17 protein-coding genes and 1 pseudogene are annotated in these 22,540 nt (G+C 62.4%); 6 read left to right on the top strand and 12 right to left on the bottom strand.

Annotated features, from left to right (window positions below; translation table 11 throughout):
- Positions 1 to 36: 36 nt before the first annotated feature.
- Entirely contained in the window at positions 37 to 501 is a 465-nt protein-coding gene (locus VOI22_RS00090; protein WP_323794568.1) for a MarR family transcriptional regulator, read from the top strand.
- A 142-nt stretch (positions 502 to 643) separates the two neighbouring features.
- Here the strand turns inward: VOI22_RS00090 and VOI22_RS00085 are convergent, their stop codons facing one another.
- The 3 genes and pseudogenes from VOI22_RS00085 to VOI22_RS00075 all read right to left on the bottom strand — a co-directional run.
- Positions 644 to 1,489, bottom strand: coding sequence for a GNAT family N-acetyltransferase (locus VOI22_RS00085; protein ID WP_323794567.1), 846 nt, complete (start codon positions 1,487 to 1,489; stop codon positions 644 to 646).
- A gap of 14 nt (positions 1,490 to 1,503) precedes the next feature.
- The gene (locus VOI22_RS00080; protein WP_323796297.1) at positions 1,504 to 1,710 is read right to left on the bottom strand and encodes a hypothetical protein; all 207 of its coding nucleotides are present in this window, start codon (positions 1,708 to 1,710) and stop codon (positions 1,504 to 1,506) included.
- 22 nt (positions 1,711 to 1,732) lie between these two features.
- A pseudogene (locus tag VOI22_RS00075) lies at positions 1,733 to 1,816 on the bottom strand (aspartate/glutamate racemase family protein); the annotation flags it as partial.
- Between the two features lie 360 nt (positions 1,817 to 2,176).
- Here VOI22_RS00075 and VOI22_RS00070 point away from each other — a divergent pair.
- Positions 2,177 to 3,169 carry a DMT family transporter gene (locus tag VOI22_RS00070; RefSeq protein WP_205620612.1) on the top strand — a complete coding sequence of 331 codons (993 nt, stop codon included), beginning with the start codon at positions 2,177 to 2,179 and terminating at the stop codon, positions 3,167 to 3,169.
- A 48-nt stretch (positions 3,170 to 3,217) separates the two neighbouring features.
- Here the strand turns inward: VOI22_RS00070 and VOI22_RS00065 are convergent, their stop codons facing one another.
- From VOI22_RS00065 to eutB, 4 genes are all read right to left on the bottom strand, one after another.
- Positions 3,218 to 4,597 carry an aspartate aminotransferase family protein gene (locus tag VOI22_RS00065; RefSeq protein ID WP_323794566.1) on the bottom strand — a complete coding sequence of 460 codons (1,380 nt, stop codon included), beginning with the start codon at positions 4,595 to 4,597 and terminating at the stop codon, positions 3,218 to 3,220.
- Between the two features lie 152 nt (positions 4,598 to 4,749).
- Positions 4,750 to 5,232 (bottom strand): Lrp/AsnC family transcriptional regulator, encoded by a 483-nt coding sequence (locus tag VOI22_RS00060; RefSeq protein ID WP_323794565.1) that lies wholly within the window; start codon positions 5,230 to 5,232, stop codon positions 4,750 to 4,752.
- Between the two features lies 1 nt (position 5,233).
- A complete protein-coding gene (locus tag VOI22_RS00055; RefSeq protein ID WP_323794564.1) occupies positions 5,234 to 6,223 on the bottom strand; it encodes a cyclodeaminase in 990 nt (329 codons plus the stop codon).
- Positions 6,216 to 7,238: a hydroxyectoine utilization dehydratase EutB gene (gene eutB / locus VOI22_RS00050; protein WP_323794563.1), complete on the bottom strand. Its 1,023-nt coding sequence runs from the start codon at positions 7,236 to 7,238 to the stop codon at positions 6,216 to 6,218. The genes VOI22_RS00055 and eutB overlap by 8 nt, the downstream gene beginning before the upstream one ends.
- Before the next feature lie 148 nt (positions 7,239 to 7,386).
- Here eutB and VOI22_RS00045 point away from each other — a divergent pair, with 148 nt between their 5' ends.
- Entirely contained in the window at positions 7,387 to 8,580 is a 1,194-nt protein-coding gene (locus VOI22_RS00045; RefSeq protein WP_323794562.1) for a M24 family metallopeptidase, read from the top strand.
- Between the two features lie 9 nt (positions 8,581 to 8,589).
- The gene (gene argE, locus VOI22_RS00040) at positions 8,590 to 9,753 is read left to right on the top strand and encodes an acetylornithine deacetylase (protein WP_323794561.1); all 1,164 of its coding nucleotides are present in this window, start codon (positions 8,590 to 8,592) and stop codon (positions 9,751 to 9,753) included.
- 10 nt (positions 9,754 to 9,763) lie between these two features.
- Here the strand turns inward: argE and VOI22_RS00035 are convergent, their stop codons facing one another.
- On the bottom strand, positions 9,764 to 10,462 hold the full coding sequence (locus VOI22_RS00035) for a 4'-phosphopantetheinyl transferase family protein (RefSeq protein ID WP_323794560.1): 699 nt from the start codon (positions 10,460 to 10,462) through the stop codon (positions 9,764 to 9,766).
- Between the two features lie 144 nt (positions 10,463 to 10,606).
- Here VOI22_RS00035 and VOI22_RS00030 point away from each other — a divergent pair, with 144 nt between their 5' ends.
- Together VOI22_RS00030 and VOI22_RS00025 are read left to right on the top strand one after the other, a co-directional pair.
- Complete coding sequence (locus VOI22_RS00030) at positions 10,607 to 11,275, top strand: ParA family protein (protein ID WP_323794559.1); 669 nt, start codon at positions 10,607 to 10,609, stop codon at positions 11,273 to 11,275.
- 314 nt (positions 11,276 to 11,589) lie between these two features.
- Positions 11,590 to 12,072: a YcjF family protein gene (locus VOI22_RS00025; RefSeq protein ID WP_323794558.1), complete on the top strand. Its 483-nt coding sequence runs from the start codon at positions 11,590 to 11,592 to the stop codon at positions 12,070 to 12,072.
- Between the two features lie 77 nt (positions 12,073 to 12,149).
- Here VOI22_RS00025 and VOI22_RS00020 read toward each other — a convergent pair whose 3' ends face one another.
- The 4 genes from VOI22_RS00020 to VOI22_RS00005 all read right to left on the bottom strand — a co-directional run.
- Positions 12,150 to 14,117 (bottom strand): RiPP maturation radical SAM C-methyltransferase, encoded by a 1,968-nt coding sequence (locus tag VOI22_RS00020; protein WP_323794557.1) that lies wholly within the window; start codon positions 14,115 to 14,117, stop codon positions 12,150 to 12,152.
- A gap of 21 nt (positions 14,118 to 14,138) precedes the next feature.
- Positions 14,139 to 15,134, bottom strand: coding sequence for a TauD/TfdA family dioxygenase (locus tag VOI22_RS00015; protein WP_323794556.1), 996 nt, complete (start codon positions 15,132 to 15,134; stop codon positions 14,139 to 14,141).
- Complete coding sequence (locus tag VOI22_RS00010; RefSeq protein WP_323794555.1) at positions 15,127 to 22,158, bottom strand: non-ribosomal peptide synthetase; 7,032 nt, start codon at positions 22,156 to 22,158, stop codon at positions 15,127 to 15,129. The genes VOI22_RS00015 and VOI22_RS00010 overlap by 8 nt, the downstream gene beginning before the upstream one ends.
- Positions 22,155 to 22,540, bottom strand: a 386-nt coding sequence (locus VOI22_RS00005) for a phosphopantetheine-binding protein (RefSeq protein ID WP_323794554.1), incomplete at its 5' end; no start/stop codon positions are given. The genes VOI22_RS00005 and VOI22_RS00010, both read right to left, overlap by 4 nt.

The raw sequence follows: 22,540 nt of genomic DNA, 5'->3' as shown, positions 1-22,540 counted from the left end.
AGGCAATTGCAGGCCCACGCGGGCCACAGGAGCGCCATGAGTCTGAAGATACATGCCATGGCCGGTCACCTGATCCGGCGGCTGAACCAGATTTCGGTCTCAGTGTTCCAGGATCGCCTGAAGGCCGCCGGCTATGACCTGACGCCGGTGCAATATGCCTGCCTTGCGACGCTGGAGCAGAAGCCCGGCATCGATCAGGCCACCCTCGCCGGGCTGATCGCCTATGACCGGGCCACCATCGGCACGGTTCTCGACAAGCTGGAGACAAAAGGGCTGGTAATCCGCAGGACCAATCCGCGCGACCGGCGCGCCCGGGAGATGCATCTGACTGACGCCGGCCGCGACCGCTACCGGGCAGTGACCCCGTTGGTGCAGGAAATCCAAACACTCATGACCGAAGGGCTGGAGCCTGACGAACGTACTGAATTCCTGCGCCTGGCAGCAAAACTCGCCAATGCCAGAAACGCCCTGAGCCGGGCGCCATTGGCAGAGCCGGAGTAACCACGTCTTCGATCAATTCTTCCGGATCATTACTCGACCGGCCAGGTCACCAGCTCCGGCACCAGTCTAAAAACCGAGTTTGCGCATCTAACGCTCAGAACAGTCCGGGGAGAAAGGCCAGAGCGCCCTTCCCGGTTTTGTACTAACCAAGCTCGAAGGTGGTGACGCCATAAACCCGCTCTAGATCGACGCCGGGTGCGGCCCCGCGGTACATTCGGGCCGTCTCGAATACCGGCTCCAGACCCAGCGCGCGGGCAAGCGCGACGGCTTCGCCATTCGGCTCCGGCACGTCGAGGAAAACCTCGCCATCCCCCGCAGCGTCAATGGCTGCTTTCGCAAGCTGACGCGCAACTGCCGGGTCATCGGCAAAGAGCGGTCCAATCTTCGCGCCTGCGCGACACGGCCGGACCACGGCGTAGCCCACGAGCACACCCTCCCGCGTCGCTGCGAAACCAGTATGCCCCAGCGCAGAGATCCAGGCATCCAGAAAACGTTCGCGCGGCGCCGGGAACAGCTTCCGGTCGTAGGCAAGTAGCTCATCGGAAAGCGCAGTGAGCGGTTTCAGAAATGCCGCATCATCAACGGCCAGCGCTTTCGGCACACCACCAAAGCGGATATTCCGGTAAGCGAAATCGAAGCCGGAGCGTTTGTAGTTTTCCTGCTCCGCCACAACCCCGTCGAGCCCGACCGTACGCTCACCCGCATGCCCCATCCCGGCTTGCCATAACGTGTAGCCATACCCTTTCCCGCGAAAATCCGGATGGACAATGTAGAAGCCGAGAAAGGAGAAGCCTGCATCGTAATTTACTACCGAGATCGAGGCGATCATGCGGCCATCGATAAAGCCGCCGATAAAACCTTCCGGATCGACCGATGTGAAACAGGCCGCGTCGCTGGCGCCTGGGTTCCAGCCCTCGGCGGCAGCCCAGCCGACCGCCTCCTCAACCTCGGCTCCCGTCATCGTGCGGATTGTATAATCCTGCTCCATCTCTCAGGCCTCCATCATTCAGCTTTTGGGGCGGGGGCAGCGAAGGCTCCGCCATAAGGTTTCGGCCTCGGGCTTTCGTAAGCGAGGCGTTTGCATGTCTTCAGGCCAAGCCCGACCAAGGCTTCGGAGAATTTCACGACTGCCGCGACGCCGTCGATTACCGGTACACCGGTCTCTTTCGTCAGTGCCGGCCAGCAGCCCCGGCAAGCAATAGGCTTCATCGTAGTGCCCCTTGATGCTGACGGGGCCGTCCAACGGATTGATGGCAACAATCTCCGTGCCCGGCGCGGCGACGGCACGCGCGGTCTCACGGATCTTGTCCGTCATGGAAGTGGTTGTGTTCGGGTTGATAACGAGAATCTTCATGGGTCTGACTACACCTTAGCATTACCTGGGGCAGTGCCAAACTCTCTCCGTTGAGCCGGGAAAACCTGCAGCAACATGCGGTCGCTCACCTTGCCGCCCCCTGCGGAGCCAGTTCACGACGACAGACATCCTGCCTGTAATTATTGCCGATACCAGCGCCTCTCTTCTCAGGAACCGTACGCACGACACCCGTGCGGAGGACCGGGCGTAGACAGCCGACGGAGCTTTCTGCGAAGATTGCTGTCCATTCAGCTTGTATCCAGCAGATTTATTGTAATCGCGGCTCGCCAGTCCCGCGCAGCCGCCGAAGGACCCACAGCCGTGGTCACCGAACCCGACGACAAGACTCCACAAGAACCGCAGCACCCGGAGTCCGCACCGACCATTTTCAGTAAGTCCGCAACTTACCTCGCGGTGCTGGGAAAACCGATTACAGGCCCCTTCAGGGCGCTGCCCGGAAACGCACGCGGCGCCATATGGGTCGCGATCGCTGCACTCTTCTTTACCGTCATGGTCGCGCTGATCAAATCAATCGGCGATACAATCCCGGTCGTGCAAATCCTGCTGTTCCGGCAAATCGTGATGACCTGCACGGTGATGCCAGTCCTGGTCTCCGGCTTCCCGGATATTCTGAAAACCCGCCATCTGGGACTGCATCTGACACGCGTTGTCCTGGCCCTGATCGCCATGACCTGCGGCTTTACGGCTGTGGTTCACCTGCCGCTGGCGGAAGCCACCGCCCTCGGTTTTGCCAAGAGCCTGTTCGTCACTATTTTCGCCATGGTCGTACTGTCGGAAGTCGCCGGACCCCGGCGCTGGTTCGCGGTCCTGATCGGCTTTGCCGGTGTGCTGGTAATGGTTCAGCCCGGCCCGGGCGGGCTGAATATCTATTCCGTTCTGGCCGTTGTCGCGGCTGCTGCGGCCGCTGCCGTCATGGTCATCATCCGCAAAGTTTCCCAGTTCGACCGCCCGGTAACCATCCTCAGCTACCAAGCCATCATGGTCGGCTTCCTTATGGTGCCACCGGCTATTTACTTCTGGGTCACGCCAAGCCTCCACGAATGGATGATCATGGGACTGATCGGCCTGTTCTCGGTCTGCGGACAATTGTCCAACATCCATGGTTTCAAGGAGGGGGAAGCCTCTGCCGTGGCCCCGATGGATTACATCCGCCTGGTTTTCGCGACGATCATTGGTTTCGCCGTATTTGCCGAGATTCCCGATCTCGAGACGACGATCGGCGCCATCATCATCATCGCCACCTCGCTTTACACGGTCAGAGCGGAGAAACGCGCAGCAACCGCCAGGAAGTAGCCAGAGCCGGGCACCCTGTGTGCAGGGTGCCCGGCCGGAATCATATGGTTAGGCGGCGCCGAACACTTTCTCCGCCGCCTTGACTGTGGCGCCGACAATGATGTCAGCCTCTTCCCGGGTCAGGCAGAGCGGCGGCGCGAAGCCGAGAATGTCGCCCTGCGGCATGGCCCGGGCGATCACACCCTGCTCCAGCAGGGCAGACGCCATGGCCGGGCCAATCTTGCGGGACGGATCGAAGAAGGTGCGCTTCTCCTTGTCCTCGACGAACTCGACGGCCGCCAGCAGCCCCTCGCCCCGGACATCGCCGACATGGGCGTGGGAGCCGAGCGCATCGGCCAGGGCCTTGTTGAAATAGGCACCCATCTCCTTCGCATTGCCGACCAGGCCGAGCCGGTCGATCAGATCCAGGTTCGCGACACCGGCGGCGGCCCCGATCGGGTGCGCCGAATAGGTCCAGCCATGGCCGATCGGGCCAAGCTCGTCCGTGCCCTGCTCCAACACCTTCCAGACCTTGTCCGAAATGATCGAGCCGGACAGCGGCGCATAGGCCGAGGTCAGGCCCTTGGCGATGGTGATGATATCCGCCTCAATGCCGTAATGGTCGCAGCCCATCATCGAGCCAAGCCGCCCGAAGCCGGTCACCACCTCGTCGGCGATCAGCAGGATGTCGTGCTTCTTCAGGACGGACTGGATCGCGGCCCAGTAGCCGGCCGGCGGCGGCACGATGCCGCCGGTGCCGAGAATCGGCTCACCGATGAAGGCGGCGATGGTGTCCGCGCCCTCGCGTTCGATCAGCGCTTCCAGCTCGGAGGCGCAATGGGCGGTGAAGTCCGCTTCGCTCTGGGCAACGTCCGGGCGGCGGAAATAATACGGGGCATCGGTGTGGATGACCTGCGACAGCGGCAGGTCGAACTTCTTGTGGAACAGCTCAAGCCCGGTTAGCGAGCCGGTCACCAGCCCGGAGCCGTGATAGCCGCGCCAGCGCGAGATGATCTTCTTCTTTTCCGGCCGGCCGAGCACGTTGTTGTAGTACCAGACCAGCTTCACGTTGGTTTCGTTCGCGTCCGAGCCGCCAAGACCGAAATAGACCTTCGACATGTTCGACGGCGCCCGGTCGAGCACCATCTTGGACAGCGTGATCGAGGCTTCGGTGCCGTGCCCGACATAGGAATGATAGTAGGCCAGCTCTTTCGCCTGGGCCGCGATGGCCTCGGCGATTTCCGGACGGCCATAGCCGACATTCACGCAGTAGAGACCGGCGAACCCGTCCAGCATCTTCTTGCCGTCCCGGTCCTCGATATAGACGCCGGAGCCGCCGGTGATCACCCGCGTCGGGGTTTCCCCGCGCGCATGCTGGGCAAGATGGGTCGAGGGATGGAAGAAATTCTCCCGGTCCCACTGAGCGAGCTGGTCGTTGGTAAGCATCATGATTCCTTATCGCTGCGGCGCGGGCCGGACGGCCCAAGGCTGTTCACCGGAGAGCCTAGTGCCGGAACCGGCGAAGATCTGACTGAACTCCTCTCCCATGACAGAGAGTTTTTCGGCTGAGACACATTGAGCCGGGTGATTTTTCTGCCCGATCAGGTGCCGGCGAACAGCTCCACCGGGATCGCGCCGCCCGCCTTCACTTCCTTGGTGACGATGTAGCTGTAATAGCGCTTCAGTCCCGCCTCGCTTTCCAGCATCCGGTCTATCAGGCTCTGGTAGCTGGTGACATTTCGGGTCACGACCTGGAAGAGATAATCGAGCCCGCCGCCAAGCGCCCAGCAGCCGATGATCTCCGGCTCGCGCCCGACCGCTTCCTCGAACCGAATGAAATCCTCGTTCCGGTGATTTTCAAGCTCTGCCGTCACGAATACCGTGACATGTTCCGCGAACAATTCCAGAGCGATCCGCGCCCCATAACCACGCACAATGCCCGCCGCTTCCAGGCGCTGCAGCCGCTCCCAACATGGCGTGTTGGACAGGTTCACCCGCCGTGCCAGATCGGATTTCGAGATCCGTCCTTCCTGCTGCAGAATGGCGAGGATCTTCACATCCCGGGCGTCGAGCTTCAGCGCCATGTCAGGAAGCAATCCGGGTGCCGGCCCCGGCCATGACGGCCAATGCAACCGCGCGGGTGGCGATCGCCGTGTCCTGCGCGCCAGTGCCTGTCAAATCCGCGAAGGTGATATCCGATGCCGATTTCCGGCCCGGCGCGTGGCCCGCGACCACCTCCCCCAGCTCCGGAAAGACCGTGTCCGCATTGGCGGCTCCAGCCTCGATCGCAGCCCGCAGCTCACCCTGTATACGGCACTGGCTGAGCCGGTCCGGCACATAGGCATCCACCCGGCGAAACACCGCCGGATCCACTTCCACCTTTCCCGGCTGATCCGAGCCCATGGCGGTGATATGCAATCCCGGATGCAGCCAGTCCGCCCGCAATACCGGCTCACGCGACGGCGTTGTGGTGACGACGAGCTGGCTTTCGGCGACCAGCCGGGCCGGGTCAGACTCGACGCGGACTTCAATGCTGAGCTTTTCCGCAAGATCGGCGGCGCATTTCTTTGCATTTGCCGCGTCCCGACCCCACACCAGAACCCGCTCGAACGGGCGCACGAGACGTGCGGCCTCGATCTGCAGCCGGGCCTGTACACCCGTGCCGATCACCCCGGCGGTGTGCACTTTGGGGGCCAGATGCCGAGCCGCGACAGCTCCAGCGGCTGCGGTGCGTATGTCTGTCAAATAACCGTTATCCAGCAACAACGCCTCAACCAGCCCGGTCTTCGCCGAGAACAGAATCATCAGCCCGTTCAGGCTCGGCAGCCCCAGTTTCGGATTGTCGAAGAAACCGGGGCTGACCTTGATCGCAAAACCGTCAAAGCCCGGAATATAGGCGGTCTTCACATCGACCTCGCCATTCACCGCCGGGATATCCATGGACAGGATCGGCGGCATGATGACCTCACCCGAGGCCAGCGCCCGGAACGCGCTTTCAACCACGTCGATTGTTTCCAGATCGAGCGTCACAAGAGCACGCAGATCCGCTTCGGTCAGAACATTGGTATCAGGCACGATAGGGCTGTCCTTCAAGAGTGAGATCGCCGAGGCGGACGGCGCGTCCCGCCATGATGTCCGCGTGCATCCTCATGTCGAGATTGCGTCCGGAGACGATGGTCGCCGCCGGACCTTTTATAGCGGGCAGCTTGCCTGCCAGCAAAGCAGCCGCACCAACGGCCGAACCGCCTTCGCAGACGATCCGGTCCTCGTAATAGTGGCACTGCATGGCACGGTATATCTCTTCTTCCGTGACCAGAACGGTCTCATCGACCAGATCACGGCAGAGCGGCAGGGTCAGCCGGTTGTCGGCGCCAAGACCGCCGCCGAGGGAGTCGGCCAGGCTCGGCACCTCTTCCACCGCCACGTTCCGGCCTGCCTGCAGCGCTTCATACATCGCCGCGCCCCGGTCCATGGATATACCGATCACCCGGATGCCTGGCTTGCGCGCTTTCGCCGCCAACGCGATCCCGGCGGCCAGTCCGCCGCCGGAAAGCGGGATCAACAAGGTTTCGAGGTCCGGACGGCTGTCCAGTAACTCAAGGCCGATGGTGCCTTGCCCGGCAATCACCAGCGGATCGTCGAAGGGCGGGATTTCCGCCAATCCTTCTTCCTCCACAAGACGCCGGCTTTCCTTTCCAGCTTCGTCCTGGGACCGGCCGATGATCCGGACTTCCGCGCCAAGCGCGCGAATGCCTTCAACCTTGGCTTCGGGAACCAGTTCGGACATGCAGATAACCGCGCGCAGGCCGCGCGCCCGCGCCGCATAAGCGACCCCGCGCCCGTGATTGCCCGTAGAGCAACAGGTCACGCCGGGGCAGTCGTCCGGCAGGACGGAGATGGCATTGGCTGCGCCCCGGATCTTGAAGGCACCGATCGGCTGCGCGATCTCCAGCTTGAGCAGCACTTCCATGCCAGCCATCGAGGAAAGAAAGGGTGACGGCACCAACGGCGTCTCCACCGCTGTCCCCGCAATGGCCGCCCGGGCCGCCGTCACGTTCTCCAGCGAGATTTCCCGGCGCCAATCGCTCACAGACAAATTTCCTTCGAAAGAGGACAAGTAATTGATCTTTTTTCTTTTCAGCATCGGCCACATGTCACGGCGATTGTCAAACAGCGGATGTTGATGCTCAATCTCCCGACCTGCCGAATTCTTCAACCCGCTCAGTGGACTTCGCCTCATGCCCGACGTCAAACTCCCGTTTTCCCGCGAAGAATATCTTGAGCGGCTGGTCAAGGTCCGGACGGCGATGGCGAAAGCCGGGATCGAGGTCCTGTTCATCTCCGATCCGTCCAACATGGCCTGGCTGACCGGCTATGACGGCTGGTCCTTCTATGTCCATCAGGGCGTGATCGTCGGTCCCGAGGGAGAGCCGGTCTTCTGGGGCCGTGGCATGGATGCCAAGGGCGCCATACGGACCTGTTACATGGATGTGGCCAATATCCGCGGGTATTCGGACGATTACGTCATGGCCGCCGATTGCCATGCGATGGAAGACCTTGGCGCCGCGATTGCGGAGAGAGGCTGGAACGGCCTGACCCTCGGCGTCGAGATGGAAAATTACTACTACTCCGCCCGCGCCCACAACGTGCTGTCGAAGAACCATGAGGGCACCATCGAGGATGCCACAGGACTGGTGAACTGGCAGCGCGGTGTGAAATCCGCGACGGAGCTGAAATACATGCGCCGTGCCGCCCACATCGTCGAGAAGATGCATGCCGCCATCTACGAGCTGATGCGCCCGGGTTTGCGCAAGAACGAGCTGGTGGCGGAAATTTACCGCACCGGTCTGATGGGCGGAGAGGATGACGAGGGCAGCTTCGGCGGCGACTACCCGGCCATCGTGCCGCTGCTGCCAACCGGCAAGGATGCCAGCGCGGCGCACCTGACCTGGGACGACACCGAGCTGGAGCCGGAACAGGCCACCTTCTTCGAGATTGCCGGCTGCTACCGGCATTATCACGCCCCGCTCTGCCGGACGATCCATCTCGGCACCCCGCCAATCGACATGCTGCGGGCCGAGGAAGTTGTGCTCGAAGGCATTGCCGACGGCATCGAGGCAGCCCGCGCCGGTAACACCGCGGGAGACATCGCCCGCGCCTTCTATGCCGTGCTGGAAAAGCATGGGGTCAAGCGCGAGGGCCGCTGCGGATACCCAATCGGGCTCAGCTATCCGCCGGACTGGGGCGAGCGCACCATGTCGATCCGGCCGAGCGACAATACCGTGCTGCAGCCGAACATGACCTTTCACTTCATGCCCGCGCTCTGGATGGATGACTGGGGGCTGGAGATCACCGAGACCCTGCGCATCACCGAGGACGGCCCGGCCGAATGTCTGGCGAATGTCGAACGCAAGCTGTTCGTGAAGGAATAAGGGCCGATCATGCACCCTACCCGCGAGGCAACGCTTCAGATCCTGTCCGACCTGATCGGCTTTCCGACCGTTTCCGCCGATAGCAATCTGGCGCTGATCGACTATGTGGCAGACTATCTCGGCAGGCTCGGCGCCAGCGTGCATACGTTCCGGGACCCGCACGGAACAAAGGCAAATCTCTTCGCCACCATCGGCCCGGAAGTGGATGGTGGCATCGTCCTGTCCGGACACAGCGATGTGGTCCCGGTGACGGATCAGGCCTGGTCCAGCGACCCGTTTAACATGCGCACCGCCGACGGACGGGTTTACGGCCGCGGTACCTGCGACATGAAAGGCTTCATTGCCGCCACCCTCGCCATGGCACCGCACTTTGCGGCGGCGGAACTGAAACGCCCGGTGCATTTCGCCTTCACCTATGACGAGGAAGTCGGCTGCCTTGGTGCCCAGGCGCTGATGCACGAACTGGCCCTGCTGCCATTCAAACCCGCCGTCTGCATCATCGGTGAGCCGACGGAGATGCGGATCATCGAGGGGCACAAGGGCTGCTGCGAATATACCGTGACCTTCAGCGGTCTGGAGGGGCATGGCTCGCAACCGGATCTCGGCGTCAATGCGGTGGAATATGCCGTGCGCTACGTCACAAGGCTGATGGAACTGCGGGAAGCTCTGAAGCGCCGGGCTCCCGAAGGCTCCCGCTTCGATCCACCTTGGACGACCGTGCAGATCGGCCGTCTGTCCGGCGGCGTCGCCCATAACGTCATTCCCGGCCTGGCCCATCTAGACTGGGAAATGCGGCCGGTGCAGAACGGAGACGCGGATTTCGTGAAGCGGGAAATCGCCGCCTACGTGAATGACGACTTGCTGCCAGCCATGCGCGCGGTCACGAAAGATGCGAATATCAGCACCGAGATCATTGGCGAGGTTGACGGGCTGGAGCCGGTTCCGGAAAGCGAGGCCCTGAAAATCGTCGCAGAGCTGACCGGCGCAAACGGCGCGGACCTGGTTGCGTTCGGCACCGAAGCCGGCCTGTTCCAGAAACTCGGCATCTCCGCCGTCGTCTGCGGCCCCGGCTCCATCGAACAAGCCCACAAGCCGGACGAATTCATCGCCCTTGACCAGATCGACCAGTGCCTCGTCATGCTGGACAAACTGACTGCCAAGCTGACCGGTTAGGCCGTAGGCCCTAGTCCAGCAGCACCAGTGTTCGGACAAGATCGGCGGAAACATTGTAAACGCCGACAAGCTCATGCCCTTCTGGCAAAGTGAGGCCAAGTCTGCGCCGAAGACGCAGGACTGCCCGCCCTTCTGCCGCCCGGGTGAGCTCCGCATCTTCAAATCCCGCATCGTCACCGAGCATCGGGTAGATCGCCTTGTACAGGCTCTCCTTTAGCGAGAAGACGACGATTGTCGCAGTGGCGATGTCTGGCGCCTCAATATCTGAGATTGTCCGGCGGTCCCGGTCCGTCAGAACAAGTTCCGCTATCTCGGCCGCAACATCCGGATTTCCGATGTTTTCGAAGTCGAGGCCAATCCCGCGACAGCTGTCCGCATTGGCCACGACGGCACCGGCCAGCGCCTCGGAATGCGTGATCGAGCCATGAAATCCCGCCGGCCAGACCGGCAGGCCAGCGCGGTCACGGGAAACATGCCGCTCCGCAGCTCCCGCATGCCCCAAGGCATCACCAGCGCAAAGCCTACCGGCCAGAAAAGCCGTCTGACGGGACAGAACTGCCTCCGAAAGATCCTCCGGCAAGACGATCCCGGAAGCTCCTGAGGCAGCTTCAAGACTGGCGGCTGGATCGAACGATCGCTCGACCAGGGCGAGCGAGATGTCCAGTGCAGGAAACGGCCATACCGGTGAGAGTGAGCGGTTCGAACTCATGGCCTTTGCTTCAAAGGGATCTCCACGGAAAACGTGCCATAAAAATTAACTTAGCAAGCCACCACTCTGCCTGTTAAACTTCTGCAACTGTTATGTTTTAGATCAGAATCTCCCGGGAACACAATCGGTCCCAAAGGAATCCGCGTGCCAGCAAAAATCGTCTCGTTTGTTACCATGAAGGGCGGCAGCGGGAAAAGCACGTCCGCGATGTGCCTTGGCGCGTACTGGCATAAATCCGGAAAGAAGGTCGGGCTGATCGATGCCGACCCCGCTGGCACACTTGTGCGCTGGATTGCGGCGGGTGCCGATCTTGCAGATATGCCCGCGGTCACGGCAGGCCCCGACAGTGTCGATGCCGGGATCGACCGATTGCTGAAGAGCGGCCTCGACCACATCATCATCGACACGCCGGGCTTCCAGTCCGAAGCGACCGATGCCGCAATCCGCCGGGCGGACCTTCTGATCATTCCGATGCGCCCGTCACCGATCGATTACCAGGTCGCCGTCGACACCGCTGAACATATTGCTGACCTCACGTCAGCACCTGTGCGCTTCCTGCTGAGCCAGACAACGAAGGGTAGCGTCATCGCCCGACACATGCGGGCCCAGATGGAAGCGGCAAATGCACAACCCATGGAAGTGGAACTGAGCGCCAGAGTGGCATATGGTGAAGCCGCACTGGCAGGGACCACACCGAGTTACTATCAGCCGCGGGGCGCCGCCGCACAGGAGATCGCGGAATTCGCGACCGAGATAGGCAATCTGATGGTGGCCCGGCGCAAGAAAGCAAGAAAGGCGAGCGAGCCGGTATGAGCAAGAAACTCCCCGAATTGCAGCGCACGGAACGTCCCGGCACGGCAGCAGGAACGCCGGCCAAGGCGGCACCCAGACCGGCGGCAAAGCCGACAACCACCAAACCGGCAGCGAAGAGAGCCGCTTCGTCATCGACGAAAAGGACCGCCGCCGCATCAAGTGCAAAACCGGCAGCCCGCAGCACGGCAGCCAAACGCACGGCCGCTCCGAAACGGACCGCGGCAACCACTGCCACGAAGCCCAAAACCACTGCAAAGCAGCCTGCAAAGGCTGCAAAATCTTCGTCCCCTGAAACAGCAAAAGCAGGTGAAGTCATGACTGTAGATACAGAAATCGCGGCGACCGATGCCGCCGTGGCCAACGCGGCCGTCCTTCGTCAGCAGGCGAAGGAGATCGTGTCCAGATACGCCGTCTGGTCTTCCGCATTCGGCGTTCTCCCAGTGCCGATCGCCGATGTCGCCGGGATCACCGGAACACAGATTTCGATGATCGCGGCCCTGTCCAAGCTCTACGGCGTGCCATTCTCGAAATCCTGGGTCCGGTCCATTCTCGGATCTATTGTCGGCGGCGTTGCGCCTTGGGCCGTGACCGCCGGGGTCGTCAGCACAGTCTTCAAATCAATGCCGGGGATTGGCCTCGGGGTCGGATTTCTTGGCATGGCCGGTCTTTCGAACCTCGCCACCCGTACCATCGGCAATCTCTTCATCGACCATTTCGAAGCCGGCGGCGATCTCTCCAACGTCGATACAGACGCCATGCGCGAGTCGCTTTCTGAAGAAATGCAGAAGAAAAAGTGACGTCTGCCGCCACTGAATAAAAATAAGGCCGCTGCAGCATCGCAGCGGCCTTATTTTTTATCCAAGCTAAATACCAATCAGAACGTCAGACCAAGCGCCGCATTCTCCGCCCGGCCCTTGGACCCAGCGAAACTGTGCAGTCCAGCATCAAGATCGTGGCGCGTGCCTTCCATGACCAGTGACATGATCCGGCCGCGCTCCTCGAACAGCAGACCGAGCTCTTGCAGATAGGCGAGGCTGTCCGCATTGCTCTCCCGGATCTTGCCGATGGCCTGCGGGGTTTCCAGAGCGCGCAACAGTGCGACATCCGGGTCGTCCAGCTCGTGCTCGACCTTGTGGCCGGTCCGCTGATCCTCGACCAGCCAGCCATAATCATCCTGAACCAGCCGAAGGCGCGGAGCACCGGCGGCGGATTCCCAGCGGGTTCTCCAACGCGCCACCGCGTCACGCAGATGAGCAAGATGCTCGGCCAGATCGACCTGATACGGCGCATCGATATTCCGGTCGCGGAAGTAGTAGGCCATGTTCCAGACCACATCCTCGTCGAACGGATAATTCAGCTCGTGATAATCCAGCGGCTCCAGATCAAGCCCGAAACTATCGGCCTGCGTGAAATACGGGCTGAACCGGTCGAAGCGCACGGGAAAAACGCCGGAAGGTGGCGGGAGGTGGGTCAGCCGCGGTAAGTTCTCCCGGTACATCTCGAAGGTCTCGGCAGACTCCCCCGGGAAGCCGACCAACAGATTCCAGACTGGCTTCACCCCGGCCGCCGCGCAATCCGACAGGAAGCGGATATTGTTGAAGGCCGTGGTGCCCTTGCGCATCAGTTTCAGGGTCTCGGTCGCAATGGATTCCACACCCGGCTGTACCTCGACCACCCGCGCTTTGGCCAGCGTGTCTAGCTGCTCGCGGGAGAGGTCCGCTTTCACCTCGTAGAACAGGGTGACATGGTCCGGCACCTTCAGGTCCGGCAGCAGCTGCTCGGTGTAGGATTTCGGTATGATATTGTCGACACTGGCAAACCGGGTCACCCGGTCCGAATATTTGTCGACCATATCCTGAATGGTCTTGCGGGCCAGCTCGACACCCATCTCGCGGAAGTTCATCGTCGCGCCGTTGAGGCCGCAGAAGGTGCAATGCGCCTTCTCTCCCCACCAGCAGCCACGGGATGTCTCGAACAGCAGTTCGACCTCGTCCTTGCGGTGATCGCCGAAATGGCGCTCGTAGGACTCCAGATAAACCTCGTAATCCAGCGGCACATCGCTGTTGAGAGAACGTTCCGGGCCGTTGACGGCAACCCCGTCAAGCTGATCTTCCGCCCGCGCATCACTCGGCCGCTTCGGCCGCACCGCCGGGTCCATCGCCGCAATCGAACGGCTGTTCGACTTGCTGAATACGCCGTCCAGCTTCGACATGGCGGCCGTATCGCCAGCCTCGGCCGCCTTGAGGAATTTCGGGAAGTTGACCAGCGCATGGCCGGAAAACACGTAATCGATCCAGGGCACATTATTCACGATCTCGATGCCCATGGTGCCTTCGCAATTCGCGCCCCCCATGATCACGGTCGCCTTTGATCCGATCTCCTTCAGGCGGCGAGCCAGCGCGAAGCTCGGCATATTCTGGAAGAACATCGAGGTCACCCCGACGATATCCGCGTCAGCCAGACCATGTTGCTCGATCATCCGGTCGATGATATTCGGCAGATCGGCCCGGACCGGGGCGAGTTCGCGGTGATAACGCTCAACCTGCGCTTCGCCGAAGTGATGCAGGTAGCGGGCGAAATAGGCTTCGGTATTGTCGCCATGCTCCGGGAAAGCGGCATGACGGAATAGCCATTCGCCAAACCCGCAGGTATGCCCGGCGAGGCTTTCCGAGATCCATGCGTAAAGATCCGGGCCGACAAGTCCGCCGAAATCGTGGTTCAGGTAATGAATGCTGGTTTCCGCCCCGGAGAATTTCTCCGCGATGACAGTTTCGAGCTGATGCAGCGCGATCGACGGAATCTGCAGTGACGAAAATGGCATGTTCACGAGCGCGATATGCATGATTCGGTCTCCTCTACGCGGCTATTCTGCCGCTCCTGCGACATCACCCAACTCGGAATTCATCCGGCCCATGCTGACCAGAACCCGGCGCGAACCGGTAAAGGGCCGTCTGGCATGGGAGGCCAGCATGTTGTCGACAATCATCACATCACCCACCTGCCAGTCGAACTGACGAGCCTCCGTCTGGAACGCATCGCGTACCCGGCTGAGGATTTCAGGCTCAATCGGTGCGCCGTCTCCGAAGCGCGCATCGCGCGGCAGACCATCCTCGCCAAAAATATCGATCAGGTCTTCCAGCACGTCCTCACCGAGTGCTGACGGATGGAAGAGCTGCGCCTGATTGAACCAGAGCCGCTCACCCGTAACTGGGTGACGCGCCGTTCCCTGGCAGGTCTGCGCGGTACGGAGATGTCCTTCCGGGGTCCATTCGAAATCAATATCGTTGGCCCGGCAGAACGCCTCGACCTCACCTCGATCCTCGGTCTGGAATACCGTTTTCCAGTCGAGATCGAAGCCTTCGTGATAATTCCGAATATAGCGCACGCCCCGGCGCTCGACCTCGTCAAGCACGTCATCGCCGAGGGCGCGCGTCACGGCACGCACATCCGCGACAGGGGTCTGCCCGCCAGTCTCCGCAGGCTTGATGCAACAGAACACCAGCCGCAACGGCCAATCCCGCTGATAGGCATTCTCGCAATGCATCAGGATTTCTTCCGTCGCCGGATATTCGGTCGCCGTCATGATGCCTTCGAGCACTTCTGTACGCGGGGTCGAGCGGTAAACGTAATTCGCCGGACGCCCGACAAGCAGGTCGCGGACGCCTGGGAAATCCTTCTCACCAGAAATCCCGATGCCGCGCAGGACGACAACGGGGTGCTCCCGCGCCAGCGCCTCGACAGCGGACAGATTAATGGACACCCACGATGCTGCGTCGCCGCTTCCGCCATTCGCCTCGACAATGACGGCAAAATCCTCACCGTCGAACAGTCGCCGAACGGACCCGTCGATCTCAGCCATGCCCCTTGCTCCCTTGTTCGTGCCAAAGTCGTTCTATCAGTTGTGCCAATGCCACGAGATTGCCTTCCCGCAACAAAGTCTGATGCGTTCCTTCGACCGTTTCGACGGTCACCTGGTCAAATACTGACAACCAGCCCAGCGCATCATCCATCGTGCCCCGTTCGGTGCCCGCAGCCCGAATCAGGGACGCCGGACCAGCGGTGGATGCAAAACGATACGCCCCGGCAATGCGGACATTATCACGCGCCCGGGCGACAGTTGCCTCATCCGCACCGGCTTCGGCGGCGGCAGCGGCAATATCAGCCGCATCGATCTCCGCCCGGTCAGCTTCATACCCCGGTGCGGCTGCATCGATCAGCACCAGCCTCACATCCCGGCCAAGATCACGCAACCTTTCCGCGATTGCAGCCGCAAGCACGGCGCCAAGCGACCATCCCGCCAGATGGACAGGCTCCGTGTCACTGGCCGCGCCGGCAATAGTCGTCGCATAAGCATCCGCCTGCTCCGCCAAGGCATCGAACCCGCGCCCCTGCTCTACAGCGACAAGGCGGCGATCCTGTTGCCATTCACTGGCGAGCAGACTGTAGACCTGCCCCGAGCCATCGACCGGATGGATCAGGAACCCGGCTGGCTGCGGTCCGTCGCGGAGCGCCCGGAGCATGCATTTTTCATCTGGCCTCGCCCCGGCTTCGATGAGGCGGACGAGCGCCGCCGCTGTCGGATTAGCAAAGACCTGCGGCAAAGGCAGGCGGCGACCGATCTGGTCGCCCAAACGGGCCGCCAGACGGACCGCGAGAAGAGAATGGCCACCGAGCGTGAAGAAATTCTGCTCCCGTCCGGGGCGGTGTGGCAGCGAGAGAATGTCGCGGAAAACATCGAGTATCTGTGCTTCCAGGTCCGTCCGGGGTTCTCCTCCGATCTCCGCGGTCCCGGCCTTTGGCAGGCTCAACTCGTTCCGGTCGATCTTGCCCGTCGCCGTCATCGGCAGGGCGCCGAGCACGGTGAGATAAGCGGGCAGCATGGTTTCAGGCAAACGCCCGGCCAAGGTCTCCCGCACCGATCCCGCAGCATTGTCGGCCGGGCCGGTGATCCAGGCAGCCAGCGCCGGGCGGCCATCAGCATCGGGCGCCGTGATCACCGCTGCCTGCTCCACACCCGGCACGGCGCGCAGTGCATGCTCAACCTCATCAAGCTCGATACGCACGCCCCGGATTTTCACCTGGCGGTCATCCCGGCCGACAAACTGGATGCGGCCATCGCGGTTGACCCGGCCGAAATCTCCCGTGCGGTAGCAGCGCTCGCCACCAGGACCTTCGATAAAGCGCTCTTCGGAGCGTTCAGCATCCCCGATATAACCAAGACCCACGCCAAGGCCGCTGATCAGGATTTCGCCAACCGAACCCGGTATTGCAGGCAGGCCGTATTTGTCTGCAATCGTTACCGATAGACCGATAATCGGCGCGCCGATATCAGGGATGCGCCCGGTGTCACAGAGGCCATGCGTGGCGCAGATTGTCGTCTCGCAGGGACCGTATGCATTGAACAGACGGCGTCCCGGAGACCAGAGATCGGCAAGCGCACCGGGCAACGGCTCACCAGCCGCGACCACCGTCTTCAGGTCAGGGAAGTCCGCGGAGCCAAGCGCCGACAACGCCGACGGTGTGATCGTCGCGTGGCTGATACGGCGGTCCCGCAGAGTGGCTGCAAGGGGCGGTCCCGCCTGCAGGTCCTCCCGGTCCGCGAGCACGAGCGTACCGCCGGAGCCCAGCGTGGTGAAAACTTCCCAGACCCAGGCATCGAAAGCCGGCGCCGCCAGTTGCAGCACACGGCAGCCTGGTTGAATGGAGAGGTCCGCGCCAATGGTCCGGATCAGGTTTGCCAGCCCCTCCCGGCCAAGCAATGCCGCTTTCGGTGTACCGGTAGAGCCACTGGTGAATTGAACATAGGCGCCATCAGTGCCATCAGGCACCGCTTCCAGAATGTCCCGCATACGGGCCTTCCGGGTCTCCGGCAGGGCGGAATCCATCAAGGCCAGAATGCGCCTCGCGCGCAGCGCCGCCAGAGCGTCAATCACCCGGCGCACCGGATCATCCGTCTCAATCGTCGCGACCGGATCGCCGCCATCGGAGAGCGCTTGCTCGGCCAATGCGCCATAGGTGATTACGTCCCCGCCATACTCAAGTGCGGGCAAGGCGGCATGCTTTGCCAATGTGTCTTCAAGTAATGCCGCCAGATCCGGAAGCGGCTCCGGTGCCGGGCCTTCCAGAATAGACCGGTCACGATCCTCTGCCGCCACCGCCGCAATGGCGCCGACCGGCTGCTCCAGCCCCTCGACCAACCCTTCGAACAACAGACAGAAAGAACGGCTCCACGCAGCCACCGTCGCTTCATCCAGCAGGGCGCTGTCATAAATGAGACCGCCGACGATAGCGCCACCAGCCTCTTTCGAGAGACTGGCGGCAATGTCAAACGGCGCCGTTGCCACAGGCAACGGGAAAAGCTCCGCCGGCAGACCGTCGCCGGTCGCCGCCTCGCGCCAATCCAGCACGCTGTGCAGCAGCGGTGTGCGTCCCTGATGACGTTCCGGTTTTACCGCTTCGACAATGCGTGACAGCGGCAGGTCCGCATGGCTCAAAAGCTCAGCCATGCTCTCCCGCACCTGCCCAAGCAGGCCAGCACCCGTTTCCTTTCCGTCAAAACCGAGCCGCAGAGGAAGCGTATTCAGGAACAATCCCGCGACATGCTCGAAGCCCTCGGGCCTGTCGCTGACAGGGATGCCAAGCACAAGGTCCTCGGCACCCGTCAGGCGGTGCAGAAAGAGCGCATAGGCCGCGACAAGCATGCCCTGCAATGTCCCGCCTTCGGAACGGGCGATCGCTTCCGCCCGCATCGTCAGGTCCTTACCGATACGCAATGTCACCGAGGCGCCGTCTGGCTGATGATCGAGCCGTCTCGGACGGTCCGACGGAAGATCGAGCGGACCCGGCGCTGCGGCAAGTTTCCGGACCCAAAATTCCGTTTCGGCCGGTCCGGTCTCGGCAACCCGCTCATGACGCCACTTCGCGTAAGCGCGATAGTCCGCCTTCGGCTCCGCCCCCGGTTCACTGCCGGTCAGAAACGCCAGCAGATCGCCTAGCAGCACACCTAACGTGGTTCCATCGGAGATAATGTGATGCAGCGACAGGATCAGCACACCGGCCTCGGGTCCGCCGGAAACATATGTCAGGCGCGCTGTTTCACCGGCCTCAATATCGAAAGCCCGTTCCGCGTCCGACCGGGCCGCGCTCTGCACGGCGGTATCGACGTCGCTCCCCCCGTCCACAATCTTGATCGTCGCCCGCACTTTGGCTACGACACGCAGCTCCGGCCCCGCTCCGGTATCTGGATAGGCAGATCGCAGCACCGGATGGCGGTCAGCCAGCCGGTCGAAAGCATCGGCAAGAGCCGTCTCCGGATCGTCCATTGAGAGCCGGATGGCGGCTTGCATGACATAGGCACTCGCCTCGCCGCCAAGCTGATGGTCGAGCCAGAGCTGGGCCTCCCCTGGCGACACCACCGGCGTCTCGCCCTCCGGCAAGCGAAGGGCCGGGCCGCTGTCTTCAGCACCCGAGCCCGTGCCGGAAAGCAATTCCGCCATGCCCCGGACGGTGCGGCCGCGATGCACGATATCGTTCGGAACGTCGACCCCGAGAGATCTTTTCAGCCGGGCGACGATTCTGATCGCTGCAAGCGACGTTCCCCCCGCGGCAAAGAAATCCACTCCGGCATCGAGTTCCGGCTGCTTCAGCACAGTGCGCACAACCTCAAGAACATCCAGCAGATGCGCTGGCTCGGCAGCCGGGGCCTCAGCCACATCGCCGAACAATTTCGATGCCAATGCCGCAGGCGTCGGTGCCGAAGCCAGATCCGCGAACGCAAGCCCGACACCGAACGTCCGCTTCAGCCGGGCGATAAGCCGGATTGCGGCAAGGGACGTTCCACCAGCCGTGAAAAAGTCCGTCTCCGCACCCGCGCTTTCGGATTTCAGGACCGTCCGCCAGATATCCAGAAGAGCATTCAATTTTTCCGGATCGACCTTCCCATGCGCAGCCTGTTCATGTGCTTTTTCGGCGGATGTTTCCACCTCCATCAGGGCAAGCGCGCGGCGGTCTGTCTTCCCGCTCCGGGTCAGCGGAAGGCTGTCCAGCCTGTGGAGCTGGTCCGGCACCATATGGCCCGGCAGCAATCCGACGACAGTTTCTTTGCAAACCTGCGCGTCTATCGTTCCCGTGATGAAACCGATCAGTCGTCTGTCGCTGCCGTCCCCAACCGCGACCACGGCAGCGCTCTGCACACCATCGACGGAGCGCAGCGCCGCTTCCACCTCGCCCGGCTCGATGCGGAAGCCCCGCACCTTCACCTGATCGTCGGAGCGGCCGAGATATTCGAGATTCCCGTCCTCACGCCAGCAGACGATGTCCCCGGTCCGGTACATCCGCGCGCCGGGCTCCGCCGCGTAAGGGTCCGCAAGGAACCGATCCGCCGTCAGCCCCGGACGCCGCCAATACCCCCAGGCCACCCCGGCACCGCCGATAAAAAGCTCACCCGGCATGCCTTCGGGCACCGGCTCGAGCGCGCGGTCCAGCACATAGGCACGGGTGTTCCAGATCGCCTTGCCAATCGGCTCCGCCTTACCCCGTTGCCCATTGACCTCATGGAAGATGCAGCCCACGACCGTCTCGGTCGGACCGTACTCGTTGATCAAACGGATCGTCGGCGCATCGCTCCGCCAAGCCGCCGTCGAAGCTGTCGAAAGAGCCTCCCCGCCGACCACGAACATGCGGGCGCCGGTAGCCTGCGCCGCTACCGGTTTCAGGTCCGCCAGCAGATCGAGATGGGCCGGCGTCATTTTCACGAAGCCATAATCAGCGCCGGCAGCGAGCTTTTCGGAAAGCACCTCAATCGCGCCGTCTTCCGGCATCAGATGGACAGGCTTTCCGGCGAAAAGCGGCAGCCAGAAGGACAGCACGGTCGCATCGAAAGCGGTCGCAGTGACCACCGCCGTGCCATTGCCGTCCTCGATCTCGAACGCATCGCGCGCCCAGGAGAGATAATTGATGACGCCACGATGGGGCACCATGACACCCTTCGGTCGCCCGGTAGAACCCGAGGTGTAGATCATGTACGCAAGATCATCTGGCTGCGGCGCTTCCTGAGCCCTGGCACCACCATCACCCTTGATTTTGCTGAACGCAGCGCCGTCCGCCTCGAACAACGCCGTATCCGGCAATGCGACCGCTTCGGCAAGCTGCCGGGAGCCAGGCGAGAAAAGTATCGCCGACGGCGCAGCATCTTCCACAATCTCCCGCAACCGGCGTTCCGGCAGCCCGACCTCAACCGGCACATAGGCTGCCGCTGACCGCAGACTGCCAAGCATCGCCACCGGCAATCCGGCAGAGCGCGGCAGCAGAATAAGTACCCGGTCGCCACGACCGACCCCGGATGCAGCAAGCTGGCCAGCCAGCGTCGAAGCCGCGGCTATAAGTTCGGAGAATGTAAGATTGCCGTCGGGCGCGCTGACAGCCAATGCGTCCGGCGCCGCGTCGGCCGCTGTAAAGACCGCAGCGTCAACAGTCCCCTCCGACACCGGCACGACCGCTCCGGAGCCAAGGAGCCTCAGCGTCTCCGTTTCAGGTTCGTCAATCAGAGCGAAGTCCGACAGCGCTTGTCCATTCCTGGTACAGAGCCAATCCAGCGCCCGGCGGAACCTGTCCGGCACGGAAAGAGCAACCGCACGCGGCAGCACACCAACCGCATAATCGAAGCCAGCGCGAATATCGGCCCCGTCCCGTACCATGGACATCATCAGGTCGAACTTTGCCGTTCCCCGGTCGCAGTCGAGAATTTCGAGCGTCAGTCCCGGCAGATCCGGCGGCGCAAACCCCGCATCGTCGAAATTAAAGAAACAGCGCACCGCCGGAGCCTCTTCGCTACGGCTTTCGGCGAGGCCGCGCATGATCTGCTCGAATGGAATATCCCGGGCATCCAGCGCATCCACCACCGCGTGCCTGAGTCCCGTAAGATATTCCGTGCGACTCTTGGCTGGCGATAGATCAGCCGAAACAGTCACCGTATTCACAAAACAACCGGCCGTACCGTGCAGCTCGCTCCGGTCCCGAAGGGCGACCGGCGTGCCCATGGCAAGACGGTCACGATCAGCCAGGCGGCCGATCACGAGGGCATACGCCCCCGCCAGCAAGGCATAGAGGCTGACCCCGACCTCGCGCGCCGTTTCTTCCGCCCTTTCCACGGTCGGGCCATCAAGCATGAAAGGCACCATCTCGGCGCCGTTATCGCCCTCACCTTCAGGCATCAATCCGGGGCGCGGCGGCAGACCGAGGCCATCCTCGATAGCCATCAGTCGGTCTATGGCGGCCGTCCGTAGCGTCGCCATCTCCGGCTTTTCAAGCTGTTCCTGCTGCCAGGCGCCCCAGTCCGCATATTGCAGTTCGGGTTCCGGCAGGTCCGGCACGCGGCCAGCGCTATAGGCCGTGTAGGCTTTGGCCAGCTCGTCCAGCAGCAACCGGACGGTCCATCCATCGACGGCGATATGATGGAATACCAGCACAAGCGCCGTTGCATCCTGACCGGCGGAGATCAGAACGGGATGTAACGGCAGGTCTGTTTTCAGATTGAAAATGTGCCCGGCCAGTGCGCGCGCCGCCGTCGCCAGTCCGGACGGATCTTTCACGGAGGAAAGTGTCAAAAGGTCCGGCGCCGTCTCGGTAATCGCCTGCACCGGTCCATCCGGCCCGTCGCGATAAACCGTGCGCAGCACTTCATGCCGGTCGACCAGCCAGCGCAACGCCGCGCGCAGGGCATCGATATCGACCCGGCCCGTGATGCGAAACGCCACCGGAACGTTGTACCGGGTGCTCTCCGGTGCCATCCATTGCTCGGCCAGAATGCCGAGCTGCATGGTGGAGAGCGGCAGGTCCGGTTCGAGAATGAAATCCAGCCTGTCGCCGAGGCCGTCCGGGCTCATGTCAGCTCCATACCTCTTTTGCCGGAGCGTCTGGCCCGGCGGGTGATCGGCCCGTCGGACGCCGCCGGGCCGCTGTCTCCCGTTTCCGGGCGCAATGCATCCACGGCCCGCGCCATGGCTGCCAGACTGGCCTGCTCGAACACAGCCCTTAGCGGCAGAGACGCACCGAAGCGCTGCCTGATCTGTGCGACCAGACGAACGCCGAGCAGCGAGTGGCCGCCAACCGCGAAGAACCCGTCCTCGGGCCGGAACGTTCCGCCGCCGAGCAGGTCCGACCACAGTGCAGCCAGTTCCCTCTCCGTGTCCGTGACATATGTCACCGGACCCGCCTCTTTGGTCACGTCCTCACCGGCCGGGATGGCAAGGGCGCCCCGGTCCAGCT

This window comes from Nisaea sp., from assembly GCF_034670185.1.
In the GTDB taxonomy this organism is placed as follows: Bacteria; Pseudomonadota; Alphaproteobacteria; order Thalassobaculales; family Thalassobaculaceae; genus Nisaea.
Note: the sequence above shows the minus strand (reverse complement) of the source record. Positions and strands in the feature narration are given on the sequence as shown.